Raw genomic sequence first — 15,657 nt, forward strand, 5'->3', positions numbered from 1 at the left:
TACGGCTTGGACGCTCTCCACCGTAGCCGCTGCTTCATGAGGACCGCACACCGATATTCGTCCCCACCGATCCGGGATCAGGAGTTCTCCCGAACTCTTCAGGGCTGCCCTCAGTTCTCCGCAGTCCTCCGCGTCTCGCCATGTCGCAGTCGTGGGCCGTGGCATGCGGACGCCCAGGCACACCCCGCGCCGCTGTCCCAACCGTCTGAACTCCAGTCGACCGGCCCGGCCTGGCTCAGTCCAATCCGGGCTCGCCCGACCCGCGGTCAGGGCTACTCGGCTTCGGCTCTATCCGTACGCGCGGCGGATACCGAGGGCGGTGGCGCGCAGCTCCTCTAAACCGAATCGGGCCGGGTCGGCCCGCACCTCCACTGCCACACCGGGCTCAGGCAGCCAGAAGGCCTCGGCGTCGCTGATAAAGCCTCGGGCACGGCCATTCGTGAACTCCCTCAGCTCCCACGTCGCGGCATCGCGCTCGTGGTACTCGGCGAGAAAGTCCAGTAGCTGATCGGGGCTGTCCAATCGCCCACCACGCATCACGAGGACCTGCAGGTCGACGGCGTACCCGCCCTCAGCGGTCTGTCTCTCCCACACACGCGAGGCGAATTTGACGTCCCCCCACTCGTAGTCGAAGTCCGCGACTTCACCGCCGACGCCTTTCGGCAGGTAGCCAATGGTGAATCCGTCCAACTCCCCACCCCCCTGATCGGCCGACGCACCCGTTGCCATCAGTATCGAGCCGACACTGACCAGGAGAACAGCGAGGAATCGCCGCATGAAGTCCATCCAAAACCTCCGTCTCCGACGCCCTCGGGAACTCTTCCCGGGACATTGAGGAGACTCATACTGCGGCCCTCGCTCACCGCGCCGCTACCCACCTTCGACTCCTGTGGACAACCAACAGAAATCACCCTGGACGACACCTTCGTCACCGACCCGGCTGGACACGGCCACAGGGATTTAACCCGCGGTACTGGATGCGGACCCGTTGAACATTCAGGCTCTGAGGTGTTCGCAAGTCCCGCTTGGATTCCTCCCGACCGCAGGAGAAATACATTGCGTACCACCCGCCGCCGCGTATTCGGCTTCCTTTCCACCGCGTCCGCCGCAGTCCTCCTCCTGGTCCTCGTCCCGGCCGCGCCCGCCGCTGCCGCCGTCCCGCCCGGGATTCCGACCAAGGCCACGGCGCAGTCCCAGCTCAACGGATTGACGGTGAAGTCCGAAGGAGCATCCTCCGACTATGACCGCTCACTGTTCCCGCACTGGGTCACCATCTCGGGTAACTGCAACGCCCGCGAGTACGTGCTGCGGCGCGACGGCAGCAACGTGCGTACCGATGACCGGTGCCGCGCCACCTCCGGCAGTTGGTACAGCGAATTCGACGGGGTCTCCACGAACGACTCCTCCACCTTCGACATCGACCACCTGGTGCCGCTCTCCGAGGCCTGGCGCTCCGGGGCCGACAGGTGGAGCACCACGAAGCGCCGCGACTTCGCCAACGACGTCAACTCGCCCGCTCTGTGGGCGGTGAACGCCAGCAGCAACCGCGCCAAGGGCGACCAGGACCCCGCGGACTGGATGCCGCCGCGGACGGCGATCCACTGCAAGTACGTGAAGGCCTGGATCAACGTCAAGCACCGGTACAACCTGGCCGTGAACTCGGCGGAGAAGTCCGCGCTCCAGAGCACTCTCAACAACCGTTGCTGATAAGCGAAGACCCACAGCGGCGGCCGTCGGCACGCACGGGGAGACCTGGCCCCGGGGCGCCGACGGTCGCCGTCGTCCGGCGTCCTTCTGCCGATAGCCAGGTGATCGCCGCCCAGGGTTCCTACCGGACTCCGCCGACCCCCTTCCGGCGGTGCTTCCCGCCCCGTCAGGTCGTGGCCAGCACCTTCTCGCCGAGATACTCGGCGATCGCGGGCGAGGACGTCGCAGCGGGGGAAGGGGCGTTGCGCACGCAGATCACCCGTCCGTGGGTGTCGATGGCGAAGTCGTCGAGAAGCCGCCCATCACGGCCCAGCGCCTGGGCGCGCACACCGGCCGGCGCCGGACGCAGGTCCGCCGCCGTGATCTCCGGGATCAACCGCCGCGCCTCCCGGGCGAAGACCGACGCCGACGCGGCCACCGCCACCTCGCGTGCCCCCATGGCCCAGTGCTCGCGGGCCAGCCGCCAAAAGCCGGGCCAGCCCAGGGTGGCGGCGAGGTCGTCCGGCAGGATGTCGCGGAACCGGTAGCCCTCTCTCGCGGCGGCCAGAACGGCGTTGGGGCCGGCCATCACCTCGCCGTGGACGTGCCGGGTGAGGTGGACGCCGAGGAAGGGGTAGCGGGGGTCGGGCACCGGGTAGACCAGGCCCCGGACCAGGTCACGGCGCTCCGGGATCAGCTCGTGGTACTGGCCGCGGAACGGGACGATGCGCGGGTCGGCCTCGGCTCCGGCCATCCGGGCGAGCCGGTCGCTGTGCAGGCCACCGCAGATGACGACGGTGTCGAACCGCCACCTCACGCGATCGCCCATCGGGTCGCCCGTGAGCACCTCGGCGCCGTCGGTGTCCTGCCGCAGCGCGATAACCGGCGTTCCCAGGTGGATCCGTCCGCCCGACCGGCGGACATCGTCGGCGAACGACTCGGCGATGGCGACGAAATCGGTTATGGCGGTGCGCGGCGAGTGCAGGCCCTCGATCCCCTGAACATGCGGTTCGATGTCGCGCAGCGTGTCCGGCCCGAGCCTGCGCACCCCGTCGACCCCGTTGGCCTTGGCACGGTGCTCGATGTCGTCCAGCCGTGCGGCGTCCTCCCGTGTCCGGGCCACCAGCACCTTGCCGACCTCCTGGTACGGCAGCCCGCGCTCGACGCAGTAGTCGCGCAGCAGCCCCTTGCCGCGATGGCAGAGTTCGGCCTTAAGCGACCCGGGCTTGTAGTACAGCCCCGCGTGTACGACGCCGCTGTTGTGCCCCGTCTGGTGGACGGCGACGCGGTCCTCTTTCTCCAGCACGGTGACACGCACACCGGGGCGATTCAGCGTGATCCATCTGGCCAGCGCCAGCCCGACGATTCCGGCGCCGACGATGCCGATGCGTGTGGTGCTCACGCGCGTCACGCTAGCAAGGGGGTTCCCGACGAGTGCGTGCGGGTCGGTCACGGTCGGGGGCACGCGTGACGGCACCGGTGGGAGGTTCTGGACCGGGCCGCTGGGCTCCTCGACCCGCTTCAGCTCCACACGTAGCGCTGGATGAGGGCGCAGGATGCCCGAGACGACAGGGCGGCCTCCTCGATCCAGGTGAAGCGGGCCATCTGCCGGGCGACGCCGTCGTGATCTCCGAAGAACGCGCTGGCTCCGGACAGCTCGGCGTGGACGACCACCTCCTCCTCGCCTCCCCCGGGCCCGGCTCCGTCGAGTGTGAGAACGCTGAAGCCGCCCGCGTGGCCGGGGTGGTCCTCGGCGGAGAAGGGGACGACGCGCAGGGTCACCGAGGGCAGCCGCGCGGCGTCAAGAAGGAATTCCAGCTGCGCGCGCAGCACGTCCGCCCCGCCAACGGCGTTGTTGAGCACGGCCTCGCCGATGACCACCTCCAAGGGCACCTTGGACTCCCCCAGGACGGCGCTGCGGCGGGCCGACTGGGCGGTGGCCAGCTGCTCCAGGGACCGGCCGTCGAGCGACTGGATCGCGCGAGCGCACGCGCACAGGTAGTCGTCGGTGCGCAGCAGCTCGGGGACGAGTAACGGCTCCCACAGGCGGATGCGGCTCGCGTTCTGTTCCAAGTCGATGAACTCGGGGCGGAGGACATCGGAGAAGCGGCTCCACCAGGAGTTCGCCTTGGTGCGCTCGACGAGTTCGCTCAGAGCCGTGCGCTCCTGCTCGGAGAGGTTGTAGATGTCGGCGAGGTGGCGGATGTCGGCGGCCCGAACGCCGATGGCCCCGGTTTCCAGCCGGACGACATGGGCGGGCGACCACCCGAACCTGCGGGCCACTTCGGTGATGGCGAGTCCGGAGCGCTCACGGAGTCTGCGCAGTTCCGCGGCGAGTCGGCGGCGGCTGACACTGGGGTTGCGGCGTTCCTTGTCTCCCATGGCACGACTGTAGGACCGGGATGTGCCTTGGGACACGGGAATCGGCGATATAGCTCCCCAATGTCCGGTACTCCACCCCGGTCGCAGGGTCCGGTTGTCCCCCGATTTCACGGCCCGCTCCGCCGTGTCCGTCCTACAGCGCGCGTAGCCCTTCCAGGAGGGTGTGGAGAAGCGGCAGACCGGTCAGGGTCTGCTCGGGCTCCGGGACGTGCAGGCGCAGCGCTCCCTCGGCGATCATCCCCGCGGCGAGCAGCTTCACCACGCTGACCGGAAGGTCCAGGTGAGCGGCGAGCTCGACGATGGACTGCGGTTCTCGCGACCGAAGCAGGATCGTCTCGCGCTCTGGACGCAGGCTGTCGGGCGGTCCCGGCGGCCGGGTGGCGGTCACGATGCTCAGCAGGTCGAGGCGGGTCCCGGTGGCGTCGGTGGTGGTTCCACCGATCGTGACGGCGAAGGGGCGGAGCAACCGTTCGGCTCCCTGGCCGGCGCGGATTCCGGCCCGGTTTTCGCCTGCCTGGCGGCTGTCCGATCCGGGAGGCTCGGCTCGTCCGCTGTCCGCCGCGTCGTCGGCCGGCCCGGCGCCCGCTGTGCTGTCCGCTGTTCCGCGGCTCTCTGGGCCGCGGTCGGCCGCTCCGCACTGTGCCGGCGTGCGGATCTCTGCTGTGCTGCTGTCGACTCGGTGGTTGCCTACTCTGCCGTTGTCGTCCCTGTCGCTCATCGCTCTGCCGCCCGCAGTCTCGCTCATCGTGCCGCTCCCTCCCCCGAAGGCCCGGGGGCCGCCTGACGTTGGTCAGGGACCATGACGGGCTCCGTTGGTGCGTCGTTCTCCTCTCCCTCCAGAAGCGCGTCGGGGAGAATGGCGGTCGCGCGGGTCCCGCCGTAGGGCGAGGGGAACAGCCGCACCCGCACGCCGTGCCGGGCGGCCAGCCGGGCCACCACGAACAGGCCCAGGCGGGGTTCGTCCGGCAGCGCCATGACGTCGAACTCGGGGGCCTCGGAGAGGGTGCGCGCCGCCGCCTCGTACCCCTCCTCGGTCATGCCCAGCCCCCGATCCTCCACGTCCACCGCGAGCCCGCCCGCCACCGGCCCGCAGTTGACGTCGACCGGCGCACCGGCCGGGGAGAACTGGGTGGCGTTCTCCACGAGCTCGGCGATGAGGTGCACGACGTCGGCGACGGCGGTGCCGCGCAGCCGCACGCGGGGGGCGGAGGTCAGCCGGACGCGCTCGTAGTCCTCGGTTTCCGAGATCGCGGCGCGGAGCACGTCCACCAGCGAAAGCGGGTTGCGCCACCGGCGGGCCGATTGGGCACCGCCCAGGATGATGAGGTTGTCGGCGTAGCGCCGGGCGCGGGTGGCCAGGTGGTCCAGCCGGAACAGGCGCTGGAGGGTGCGCGGGTCCTCCTCGTCGTACTCGATCTCGTCGAGGAGGTGCAGCTGGCGCTGGACCAGCGCCTGGTTGCGGTAGGCGATGCCGAGGAAGACCCGGTTCACGCCCTCCCTGATCTCGGCCTGCTTCACCGCCGCACCGACGGCGGTGCGCTGCGCGGCGTTGAACGCGTCGGCGACCTGGCCGATCTCGTCCCTCCCGTACGACAGGCGGGGCAGTTCCTCGGAGAGGTTCACCCGTTGCCCGTTCTGCGTGCGGTCGACGATGGCCGGCAGCCGGGTGTCGGTGACCGCGAGGGTCTCGTTGCGCAGCTTGGAGAGCCGACCCACGAGGCGGCGCGACGCGCGCGTCGCGATGACGATGGAGGCCGTTCCGGTCAGCAGGAGGAACACGCACCCGGCCAGGGCGAGGGCGATGCTGTGCACGGCGTCCCCCCAGGCGGTGGCGACGGCGCGCTCCAGCTGGGCCGAGACGAGCTCGTCGAACGGGCGCTCGGCCCCTTGGGAGGCCTCCTCCCATTCGTCAGCGCCGACACCGATGGCGAAGTTCCACTCCGGCGCCTCGCCGGGGGCGTCGGGCTCGCGTACCGGAGGCCGTGTGACGACGGCGCGGCTGAGCCGCTCGGTGGCGGTCCACGGTTCCGCTTCCCGCATGGCCTTGTAGCGGCGCTGGACGTCACCGCGCAGGTCCGGTCCGAGCCGACCGAGGGTGTTGCGGTAGGACGCGGTGAGGTGGGTGAAGTGCGCGGTCTCCTCGTAGTCCATCCTGCCCGCGGCGATCGCTCCGGCCAGGAGCGCGTTGGCCCGGGAGAACTCCTCGTGCGCACCGACCAGGTCCTGGGCCATCTCCGCTTCGGTCAGGCCGGCCCCGTTCTCCAGGGCGTGCAGTCGGGTGGCGCTGCGGGCTCCGAGGTCCTCGATCAGATCGCTGTAGCGGTCGAGTGCCTCGGCCCGGCTGACGGTGCCCCCGTCGACGCCGCTGCGGAGCCGCCCCAGGGCGTCGGTGTCGCCGGGAAGGTCACCGGTGAGGATGTCGGACCCGATCTCCGCCTCGGCCGTACCGCGGGCGGTGTCGGTCGTCTCGCGCTGGTCTGAGAGTCGGTCGTGGATCGGCGTCCGCTCGGGGTCGCCGAGATGAACAAGGGTGAGTCGTCGTTCTTCGCGCAGCTCGGCGGCGAGGGCGTCAAGTACCTCGGCGCTCTCCCGTCCCGCGATGACGGAGAGCATCTGCGTACCGGCCTGGAATGTGCCGGTGGCGGTCATGACCAGCCACAGCGCCAGAAAACTGATACTCGGGATCAGTACGATGCGCGATAGTTCTGTGCGGAGGGTCCGCTCTTTACGGCTCCTTTGCGCCGACGATGCTCCCCGTAATGGTCCCCGTCGTTTTGTGCCCAGTCGTTTTGTGCCCATGGTCTCCCCCAACCTGGACGGACGCGCGCATGCGGGTCACAGGCCGCAGAGGGTGGCCCCTCGGCAGGTGGACAGCTACGCGTCCATAGGGCACCGACGGTATCGAAAAAGCATGGCTCTGTGTTGTTGTTTCATTACATTCGGTCATGGCCTCCGGCGCCGCCGGGTGGGCGGCGCCGGACGGCGACGTGGCGACCGGGACCCGTTCAGCTCTCCGGCCGGTGCCGAGAACCGACCGGGGAGGGCAGCTCGTCGGCGGTGGCGGGCGCCTCGACGCCGACGGAGTTGAGGACCTCCGCGTAGCGCAGCGCCGCGATCTTGGCCAGCGTGCTGCTCGCGCCGAGGGGCGCGCTGTAGCGCGCCTCGTAGCGTTCGGCCAGTGCCTTCAGCCGCTCGGCGTCGAACTCCGGGCCGACGATGCTGGGCGCGATGACCGGGCGCACGCATCCGGCGTCGGCGATCTGGCGGCGCACCTGCTCCAGCGAGGTGTCGTCCTCCAGGTCGGCGGGGAGCACGGTGATCCCCAGCCGCGCGGCGAGCAGCACCGCGGTGACACCGGCCGCGCTGACCGCCTCGGGACCGCCCACGGCCCCCACGATGACGCCGTCGGTCATCGTGGTGCTGGGAGCGACGACGCTGATCAGCCGCATGCGGTCCGCGCGCACGAACCCGGCCTCGGCCAAGCGCAGGTGGAGCACCTCGGCGAGCATGGGATGGGGGCCCAGGCCGTCGGTGACGCGGACGTCGGCGCCGGTGCTCTCGATGGCCTCGCCGATGGCCTGGTTCGTGGCCGGGTGGGGAGCGGTGACCAGGGGGACCACGACGCCGCGGAGGGGGTGCTCCGCCACGGGCTCCAGGTCGGTGAGAGCGTCGGTGAGGCGGTTGTCGGATCCCTCGATACAGCCAGTCCGGATGGTGACCTCGGGCCGGTAGGACCGCAGCAGGTCGACCATCTGAGCGCCGATGCCGTCGACGTCACCGGAGACGCCCGGAACCGCGAGCACGAGCGTCGGCGTGCCGATCCAGCTGTCGAACGACAATGGATTCCGGTGCCGTCCCGATCGACGCCGCGGGAGATCGCGAGGGGGTAGTCTATCCGGATTCTGCATATTGTCAGGATTCACGGGAAAATGCTAACGACTCGGGAGTAAGGATCTTGCCCCCAGGCATGTTCCGATCGTGAAACAACGGATCTGGAAATCGCCCGTTGGGGGTGGGCATGGTGTGGAGGCCGTTCGGCCATGGTAGCGGTCAACCGGACAGCGCTGGGCTCCGCCGCCGCATAACGTGGTCTACCAGGGCGAGAAGGACACGCTTGCTCGAATCCCGATCCCGTGCGTCGGTCATCATCACGGGGACCTCCTCGCCCACGTCAATGGCGTTGCGCACGGCCTCCAACGTGTGCGGATACGCGCCGTCGAACTGGTTCACCGCCACCACGAACGGGACATCCCGGTTCTCGAAGAAGTCCACGGACGGAAAGCAGGTGTCGAGGCGGCGGGTATCCGCCAGCACCACCGCGCCCAGCGCGCCGTCGGCGAGCTCGTCCCACATGAACCAGAACCGGCCCTGCCCGGGCGTGCCGAACAGGTAGAGGACCACGCGCTCGTTGACCGTGATCCGGCCGAAGTCCAGCGCGACCGTGGTCGTGGTCTTGTCCTCCACTCCGCCGAGATCGTCGACGCCCATGCTGGCCTCGGTCATGACCTCCTCGGTACTGAGGGGGGTGATCTCACTGACCGAACCGACCATCGTCGTCTTGCCCGCGCCGAACCCCCCGGCGATGAGGATCTTCACCGCCGTCGGAATGCTGGGGCGGGCCCCACCGTCAGAGTCTGCGGATGCCATCGAGTACCGCCTGAAGTATGTTCAATTCGGGAAGATCGGCCACGGGCATCGGCGCCCGGGCGTGCACGTCGCCCTGTGCGATGAGGTCGCCGAGGAGCACCTTGACCACGGTCATGGGAATGTCGAGCTGCGCGGAGAGCTCGGCGACGGAGATCGGCCTGCGCGACAGCCGGATGATCGCGGCGTGCTCGGGCTCCAGCGCGGCCCAGTCCACGCGGTCGCGCGCCGCCACGACGATGCTGATCATGTCCAACCCGCGCTCCGAGGGACGGGTCCGCCCGCCGGTCATGGTGTAGGGGCGCACCAGTGGCCCGGCCGCGCGATCGATGTGCGCGACTCCGGGAACAGGCCACTCGGCGCGCCGGTGCCCGAGCGTCGGCCCGGTGGCCGCCCCATGTGTCGGCGGTGCTTCGTTCATGATCCCGCGCCGCCGGTCGCCGTGACCGACGCGGGAAAGCGCGGCGCCGAGCTGAGGAACTGGCCCACCCGGCGGATCCGCATGTTCATCTCGTAGGCGACGATGCCGATGTCGGCGTCCTCGGAGGCGAGAACCGCGAGGCAGGCGCCCTCGCCCGCCGCGGTGACGAACAGGTAGGCGTGCTCCATCTCGACCAGGGTCTGGGTGACCGCTCCCCCGCCGAACTGGCGGCCGGTACCGCGCGCGAGGCTCTGGAACGCCGACGCGACTGCGGACAGGTGCTCGCCGTCCTCCATCGTCAGCGCCCGCGATCGGCCGATGAGCAGGCCGTCAGCGGATAGCAGGATGGCATGCTCGACACTGACGACACGATCGACGAGATCGTCGAGGAGCCAGTTCAGATCGCCTGCCGAATTGCCGCTCTTCTGCACCATTTAATCGCTTTCTCCCATGTGGTCGCCGGCCGGACGGCCGACGTGCCCCTCGCGTATCGTTGCCGCCTTGGCGGACCGAACCCGCTCCTCCGAGGTGTCGGAGGTGACGACCGCGTCGTCGCCGTTCGCCGCGCCGGGGGCAGCGTCGGCACTGGGGTTGGGATCGGTCCGGCCGGGCGCACTTCTCGTCCGCCGCAGCGCCGACGCCGGGGTACCGGGACCGCCCCCGGACGTCCGGGGAGCGTCCGGCGCGCCGGTTGCCGCACGGTCCGGCGCGGGCGACGTGCCGTCGCGCGGGGCCGCGGCGGACCCGAGCTCGTCTTCACGTCCGCGCTTCGTTCCCGACTGGAACGCGCTCAGCGCCCTCAGGGCCTCCTCGGAGAGCGCGACGTCTCCGGCCCCGGCGCGTGGGGCGGAGTCTCTGAGCTGCGCCGCGAGGTTGGCCTGCTTGCGGCGTCGGGCAGCGTGGGGTGGTCCGCGGCGCCGGTGTCCTCGGGGGACCGGAGGCGGCGCCCTGCGGGCGCTGCTCGGGTCGGCGGCGGGGCTCGCGGATCGGGAGCCCGTTGGGGCCCGTCGTCCGCGTCGACGGGACCCGGACACCAGACCCGGCGCGGGGGTCTGGCCGTTCACCCGCGGCACCGAGGGCACACCGGAGGTCGCTCCCGTCCCTGCCGACCGGCCGTTCCCCGCCTGCGGCCGTCCGCTCCCGGGCCGCTGGCCGGCGAGCAGATCGCCCGTGCCGCGCTCGCGCCGCCCCGTGGGAGCCGGGATGCCGGAGCTCGGGGTGACACCCGTGGGGGGCGTGACTCCGGCCGGCGGCGTGGATCCGTGCGGAGGCGTGGCCGTATCGGGGGCCGCGCTTGAGGCCGTGGCCTCACCGCCGGGTCGCCTGCGGCCCGCGGCCTCGGCGGAGGAGATCAGGGCCGAGGGGATGAGCACGATCGCGCGGGTTCCGCCGTAGGGCGACGGGCAGAGCTGCACGTGGATGTCGTGCTTGACCGCCAGGCGGGCCACCACGAACAGGCCGAGCCGGGAGTCGGAGTTGATCGCCATCACGTCGAACTCCGGCGCCTTGCTGAGCGTGGCGTTGGCCTCGGACAGGCTCTCCTCGCTCATGCCCAGGCCGCGGTCTTCGATCTCCACCACGACGCCCTTGGGCACGACCTCGCTGTGGATGTGCACGGGCGTGTGCGGCGGGGAGAAGGAGGTGGCGTTCTCCACGAGCTCGGCCACGAGGTGGATGACGTCGGCGACCACCGCGCCCGATAGCGCGAGATCAGGTACCACCCGAAGCTTGACGCGGGCGTACTCCTCGGTCTCCGAGATGGCCCCCCGGAGGATGTCCACCAGCGGGATCGGGTTGCGCCACCGCCGTCCGGGCTGCGCCCCGCCGAGGATGATCAGGTTCTCGGCGTTGCGTCGGCCGCGCGTGGCCAGGTGGTCGAGGTGGAAGAGGTCCTCCAGCAGGTCGGGGTCCTCCTCCTCGCGCTCCACTCGGTCCAGCAGCTGCAGCTGGCGCTGCACCAGCGACTGGTTGCGGTGGGCGATGCCGAGGAAGACCCGGTTCACGCCCTCGCGGATCTCGGCCTGCTTCACGGCCGCGCTGACCGCGGTGCGCTGCGCGGTGTTGAACGCGTCGGCGACCTGCCCGACCTCGTCGGCTCCGTGGTCGAGCTGCTTGAGCTCGGAGTCCAGTTCGACCGGTTCGCCGTTCTCCAGGCGCCGCACGATCCGCGGCAGCTCCTCCCGGGCCAGGCCGAGCGTCTCGGCGCGCAGCCGAGCCAGCCGCGTGGTCAGACGTGCGGCGGACTTCGAGGCCACCCCGTAGGCGATGGTGCCGGCGAACAGGGCCATGATGCCGCCGCCGAGCGCGATCGTGAACATCCATGTGCTCGCGGCGTCGGTGGCGGCGACCACCGTCTGCGTCTGGGCGTCGGTGAGGACGATCAGGTCGGCATTGACGTCGTCGGCGACCGTGCGCCAGTCGTCCAGCCCGGCGGGCGGCGCCTCGTCGGGCTCGGCCTCGTCGTCGCCGGAGTTCTCCCCCTCGGCTCCGGGAACGTGGCGCCTGACCGTCTCCGCCATGGTCTCCAGCTCCTCCCACTGGGAGCTGCCGATGAGCGCCGCGTGCGCGTCGGCGGACTGGCCCCGCAGGACGAGGCCCGCGTTGTCGATCCGCTGTTGGAACGCGGTCATCAGCGCGGCGAAGCGGACCTGCTCGTCGTGGGTCATGCGATCCGCGGCGAGGGCGGCGCTGAGGTCGGCGTCGGCCTTGGAGAAGAGGTCCTGCGCGCGCATGAGGTCGACGACGTCGGCGCTGGCCGCGGCCGATGCACCGTCATCCAGCAGGCGGCCCGACGCGTCGTAGAGCCGGATCCCCCGGTCCACGATGGCCGAGTACTCCGCGACGGACTGCTCCGTGCTGAGTTCCTCGGCGATGACGTGGCCGCGGAGTTCACCGCGTCGGCCGATCGCCGTGAAGAAGCCGCTGGCGGCCTTGGCGACCTCGGGGTCGCCGCGGCCACGCAGCCCCTCCTTGCGATCGTCCATCCGCCGCACCGCCTCGTCGGTGGCGGTGATCTGGTTCCGCAGCTCGTTGAGCGACTCGTCCGACGGCGCGGCGAGGTGTTCGGCGGCCAGCCGACGTTCCTTCTGCAGTTCGGCGACCGCGTAGTAGAGGTAGGCGCCGGTGCGGCCGTCGCCCGTGGCCAGCCGCAGCGAGACGGCCTGCATCAGCATGGCCGTGCTCAGTAGGGCGAACAGCACCAGGAAGGTGATACTGGGGATCAACACGATCCTGTTGAGCTGCGCCTTGATGCTCCGGTCTGCGCCGCCCGGCTGGCCCATTGCGCTCCTCCCGCTGACATGAGCGCGGGCACCCGGCCGGATCAGGGGGTGACCCCAGCCGTGGGAGAGACGACGTCATGGCGACGCCATTGGCGATCTCACGCGGAGGCGCGGGCTGCCGTCTCCCCACATCTTGTACGGGCCACTCCGGACGCGAAACGCGGGAGAGTGCACCCAATGGTGCCCACGACTTCTGGACGCTACAGCACATGTACGGGCAGTGAAGGCCTTTTGCTGAATTCCCTGCGTGAACGGCGGATTGAGCTATGGATTCGCAGGGAAAGGCGGGGTTTTACCGATTTGATCGATGGTGAATAGTGCGTCCAGAACGAGGACACCGGAACCAGGTCAGTCACCCACAGCTTTTATCGGAGTCATCACCGTTGGAGTAGTCGCGGTGGCGGGCGACCTCCCCGCGCAGTCGCTCCAGCTGCTCTTTGACGCGGTCCGGGGCCGTCCCGCCCTTGCTCGCGCGGGAGGCGAGCGACCCGGCGACGGTGAGCACCTCGCGCACACCGGGTGTGAGATGCGGGGAGATCGCGGCGAAGTCCGCGTCGGTGAGGTCGGGCAGATCAATGCCGCGCTCCTCGCAGACCCGCACGCATGCTCCGGCGATCTCGTGGGCCTCGCGGAACGGAACGTGCTGCCGCACCAGCCACTCGGCGATGTCGGTGGCCAACGAGAAGCCCTGCGGTGCCAGCTCCTCCATCCGCTCGCGGTGGAAGGTCAGGGTCGCGACCATTCCGGTGAAGGCGGGAAGCAGGAGGTTGAGTGTGTCGACGGCGTCGAACACCGGCTCCTTGTCCTCCTGCAGGTCCCGGTTGTAGGCCAGCGGCAGCCCCTTGAGGGTGGTGAGGAGCCCGGCCAGGTCCCCGACGAGGCGCCCGGCCTTGCCACGGGCCAGCTCGGCGATGTCGGGGTTCTTCTTCTGCGGCATGATCGACGACCCCGTGGAGAAGGCGTCGTCAAGAGTGACGAAGGAGAACTCCTTGGTCGCCCAGAGGATGATCTCCTCGGAGATCCGGGACAGGTCGACGCCGATCATCGCCGCGACGAAGCCGAACTCCGCGACGACGTCGCGTCCGGCCGTGCCGTCGATGGAGTTCTCCGCGGACGCGGGGAAGCCCAGTTCGGCGGCGACCGCCTCAGGGTCGAGCCCGAGGGAGGAGCCGGCGAGAGCGCCGGATCCGTAGGCCGAGACCGCCGCGCGGCCGTCCCAGTCGCGCAGCCGTTCCACGTCGCGGATCAGCGGCCAGGCGTGGGCCATGAGGTGGTGAGCGAGCAGGATCGGCTGGGCGTGCTGCAGGTGGGTGCGGCCCGGCATGGCGACGTCGATGTGGGCCTGGGCCTGGTCGGCCAGGGCCGAAACGAGGTCCAGCAGCTCGGCGGCGACGCCGCGGGCCTGCTCGCGCAGGTACATGCGGACGAGGGTGGCGATCTGGTCGTTGCGGGACCGTCCGGCGCGCAGGCGTCCGCCCAGGTCCGGCCCGACGCGTTCGATGAACCCGCGCTCCAGCGCCGTGTGCACGTCCTCGTCTTCGAGCACCGGGGTGAAGGCGCCCGAGACCACGTCGGTCTCCAGGCGGTCCAGCCCGGCCAGCATCGCCTCCAGCTCCGCGTCCGTCAGCAGTCCGGCGCGGTGCAGCACGCGGGCGTGCGCCCGGGATCCGGCGATGTCGTGGCGGGCGAGCCGCCAGTCGAAGTGGGTGCTCAGGGAGAGCCGGGCCAGTGCCTCGGAGGGGCCGCCGGCGAAGCGGCCGCCCCACAGCCGGGTGACCTGGGTGTCGGGCTCGTCAGCCACGGTCGGGGTCCTTTACATGTGCGTGGTCGCGCGGTCAGTTTCATGCTCTTCCGTTGATCTCGGGGATATCGACCAAATAACCGCCGAAATTCGGTCGATATCCCCGAGATCAACGGGGGATGGGGTCAACGGGGGATGGGGTCCCGGGCCGCGGGCTCGGCCCGGGACCCGCCGCGTCGGGTGCTGTCCTCAGGAGTGCTTGCGGTCCCGCACGCTGGCGATCTTGGCCGGCATGCTCCAGATGTCGATGAAGCCGCGGGCCAGGCTCTGGTCGAAGGTGTCGCCGGTGTCGTATGTGGCGAGCTCGTAGTTGTACAGGGACGCCTCGCTGCGCCGGCCCGTGACGACCGCGCGGCCACCGTGCAGCTCCATCCGGACGTCACCGGTGACGTGCCGGTTGGCCTCCTCCACGAAGCCGTCGAGGGCGCCCTTGAGCGGGGAGAACCACAGCCCGTCGTAGACGAGCTCGCCCCAGCGCTGGTCGACGCCCCGCTTGAAGCGGGCGAGCTCGCGCTCCACCGTCACGTTCTCCAGCTCCTGGTGGGCGGTGATCAGCGCGATCGCGCCGGGGGCCTCGTAGACCTCGCGGCTCTTGATCCCCACGAGCCGGTCCTCGACCATGTCGATCCGGCCCACGCCCTGGGCGCCGGCCCGACGGTTCATCTCCTCGATGACCTGCAGCGGGGTGAGTTCCTTGCCGTCGATGGCGGTGGGCACGCCGTTCTCGAAGGAGATGACGACCTCGTCGGCCTCGCGCGGCTCGGCCGGGTTGGCGGTGTAGGCGTAGACGTCCTCGATCGGCCCGTTCCAGATGTCCTCCAGGAACCCGGTCTCCACGGCGCGGCCGAAGAGGTTCTGGTCGATGGAGTAGGGCGACTTCTTGGAGACGTCGATCGGCAGGCCCTTCTCCTCCGCGAAGGCGATGGCCTTGTCCCGGGTCATGCCGGAGTCGCGGACCGGGGCGAGCACCTTGAGCTCCGGGAAGAGGGCGGCCAGACCGGCCTCGAATCGGACCTGGTCGTTGCCCTTGCCGGTGCAGCCGTGCGCGACCATGGTGGCGCCGTGGTAGCGGGCGGCGTCGGCCAGGTGCTTGACGATCAGCGGCCGCGACAGCGCCGACACCAGCGGGTAGCGGTCCATGTAGAGGGCGTTGGCCCGCAGGGCGGGCAGGCAGTATTCGTTGGCGAACTCGTCCTTGGCGTCGGCGACGACGGCCTCGACGGCGCCGCAGTCGAGCGCCCGCTGCCGGACGACGTCGAGGTCCTCGCCGCCCTGGCCGCAGTCGATGGCCACGGCCACGACCTCGGCACCGGTCTCCTCGGCGATCCAGCCGATGGCGACGGAGGTGTCGAGCCCCCCGGAGTATGCGAGTACGACCCGCTCAGTCATGGGTTCTCTCCTTGAGTTGCAGGTGCGGCTTGTAGGCGGGTGCTGCGTGTCCG

General features: G+C 70.3%; 13 protein-coding genes. 1 reads left to right on the forward strand and 12 read right to left on the reverse strand.

From position 1 onward, the window contains the following. Nucleotides 1-288: 288 nt before the first annotated feature. On the reverse strand, nucleotides 289-786 hold the full coding sequence (locus CDO52_RS19055; protein ID WP_017619131.1) for a hypothetical protein: 498 nt from the start codon (nucleotides 784-786) through the stop codon (nucleotides 289-291). Between the two features lie 270 nt (nucleotides 787-1,056). On the opposite strand from CDO52_RS19055, the gene CDO52_RS19060 reads away from it, so the two are divergent. After that, complete coding sequence (locus CDO52_RS19060) at nucleotides 1,057-1,707, forward strand: HNH endonuclease family protein (RefSeq protein ID WP_017619132.1); 651 nt, start codon at nucleotides 1,057-1,059, stop codon at nucleotides 1,705-1,707. 166 nt (nucleotides 1,708-1,873) lie between these two features. Here CDO52_RS19060 and lhgO read toward each other — a convergent pair whose 3' ends face one another. The 11 genes from lhgO to CDO52_RS19115 all read right to left on the reverse strand — a co-directional run bounded on the left by lhgO (nucleotide 1,874) and on the right by CDO52_RS19115 (nucleotide 15,604). Continuing rightward, nucleotides 1,874-3,088, reverse strand: coding sequence for an L-2-hydroxyglutarate oxidase (gene lhgO, locus CDO52_RS19065; RefSeq protein ID WP_026125880.1), 1,215 nt, complete (start codon nucleotides 3,086-3,088; stop codon nucleotides 1,874-1,876). A 119-nt stretch (nucleotides 3,089-3,207) separates the two neighbouring features. Then, a complete protein-coding gene (locus CDO52_RS19070; protein WP_017619134.1) occupies nucleotides 3,208-4,068 on the reverse strand; it encodes a helix-turn-helix domain-containing protein in 861 nt (286 codons plus the stop codon). A gap of 133 nt (nucleotides 4,069-4,201) precedes the next feature. Next, nucleotides 4,202-4,813 (reverse strand): DUF742 domain-containing protein, encoded by a 612-nt coding sequence (locus tag CDO52_RS19075; RefSeq protein WP_083919905.1) that lies wholly within the window; start codon nucleotides 4,811-4,813, stop codon nucleotides 4,202-4,204. Beyond that, nucleotides 4,810-6,717: a sensor histidine kinase gene (locus tag CDO52_RS19080; RefSeq protein WP_017619136.1), complete on the reverse strand. Its 1,908-nt coding sequence runs from the start codon at nucleotides 6,715-6,717 to the stop codon at nucleotides 4,810-4,812. Before CDO52_RS19080 ends, CDO52_RS19075 begins: the two co-directional genes overlap by 4 nt. 356 nt (nucleotides 6,718-7,073) lie before the next feature. Then, nucleotides 7,074-7,976, reverse strand: coding sequence for a sirohydrochlorin chelatase (locus CDO52_RS19085; RefSeq protein ID WP_026125882.1), 903 nt, complete (start codon nucleotides 7,974-7,976; stop codon nucleotides 7,074-7,076). A gap of 142 nt (nucleotides 7,977-8,118) precedes the next feature. After that, nucleotides 8,119-8,715 (reverse strand): GTP-binding protein, encoded by a 597-nt coding sequence (locus CDO52_RS19090; RefSeq protein WP_026125883.1) that lies wholly within the window; start codon nucleotides 8,713-8,715, stop codon nucleotides 8,119-8,121. After that, nucleotides 8,696-9,133: a DUF742 domain-containing protein gene (locus CDO52_RS19095; protein WP_017619139.1), complete on the reverse strand. Its 438-nt coding sequence runs from the start codon at nucleotides 9,131-9,133 to the stop codon at nucleotides 8,696-8,698. The genes CDO52_RS19090 and CDO52_RS19095 overlap by 20 nt, the downstream gene beginning before the upstream one ends. Continuing rightward, nucleotides 9,130-9,567, reverse strand: coding sequence for a roadblock/LC7 domain-containing protein (locus tag CDO52_RS19100; protein ID WP_017619140.1), 438 nt, complete (start codon nucleotides 9,565-9,567; stop codon nucleotides 9,130-9,132). Before CDO52_RS19100 ends, CDO52_RS19095 begins: the two co-directional genes overlap by 4 nt. After that, nucleotides 9,568-12,414, reverse strand: coding sequence for a sensor histidine kinase (locus tag CDO52_RS19105; protein ID WP_094932587.1), 2,847 nt, complete (start codon nucleotides 12,412-12,414; stop codon nucleotides 9,568-9,570). Between the two features lie 352 nt (nucleotides 12,415-12,766). Beyond that, complete coding sequence (gene argH, locus CDO52_RS19110; protein WP_094932588.1) at nucleotides 12,767-14,215, reverse strand: argininosuccinate lyase; 1,449 nt, start codon at nucleotides 14,213-14,215, stop codon at nucleotides 12,767-12,769. 189 nt (nucleotides 14,216-14,404) lie between these two features. Continuing rightward, nucleotides 14,405-15,604 carry an argininosuccinate synthase gene (locus tag CDO52_RS19115; RefSeq protein WP_017619143.1) on the reverse strand — a complete coding sequence of 400 codons (1,200 nt, stop codon included), beginning with the start codon at nucleotides 15,602-15,604 and terminating at the stop codon, nucleotides 14,405-14,407. Nucleotides 15,605-15,657: the final 53 nt, after the last annotated feature.

This window comes from Nocardiopsis gilva YIM 90087, from assembly GCF_002263495.1.
GTDB classification, from domain to species: domain Bacteria; phylum Actinomycetota; class Actinomycetes; order Streptosporangiales; family Streptosporangiaceae; genus Nocardiopsis_C; species Nocardiopsis_C gilva.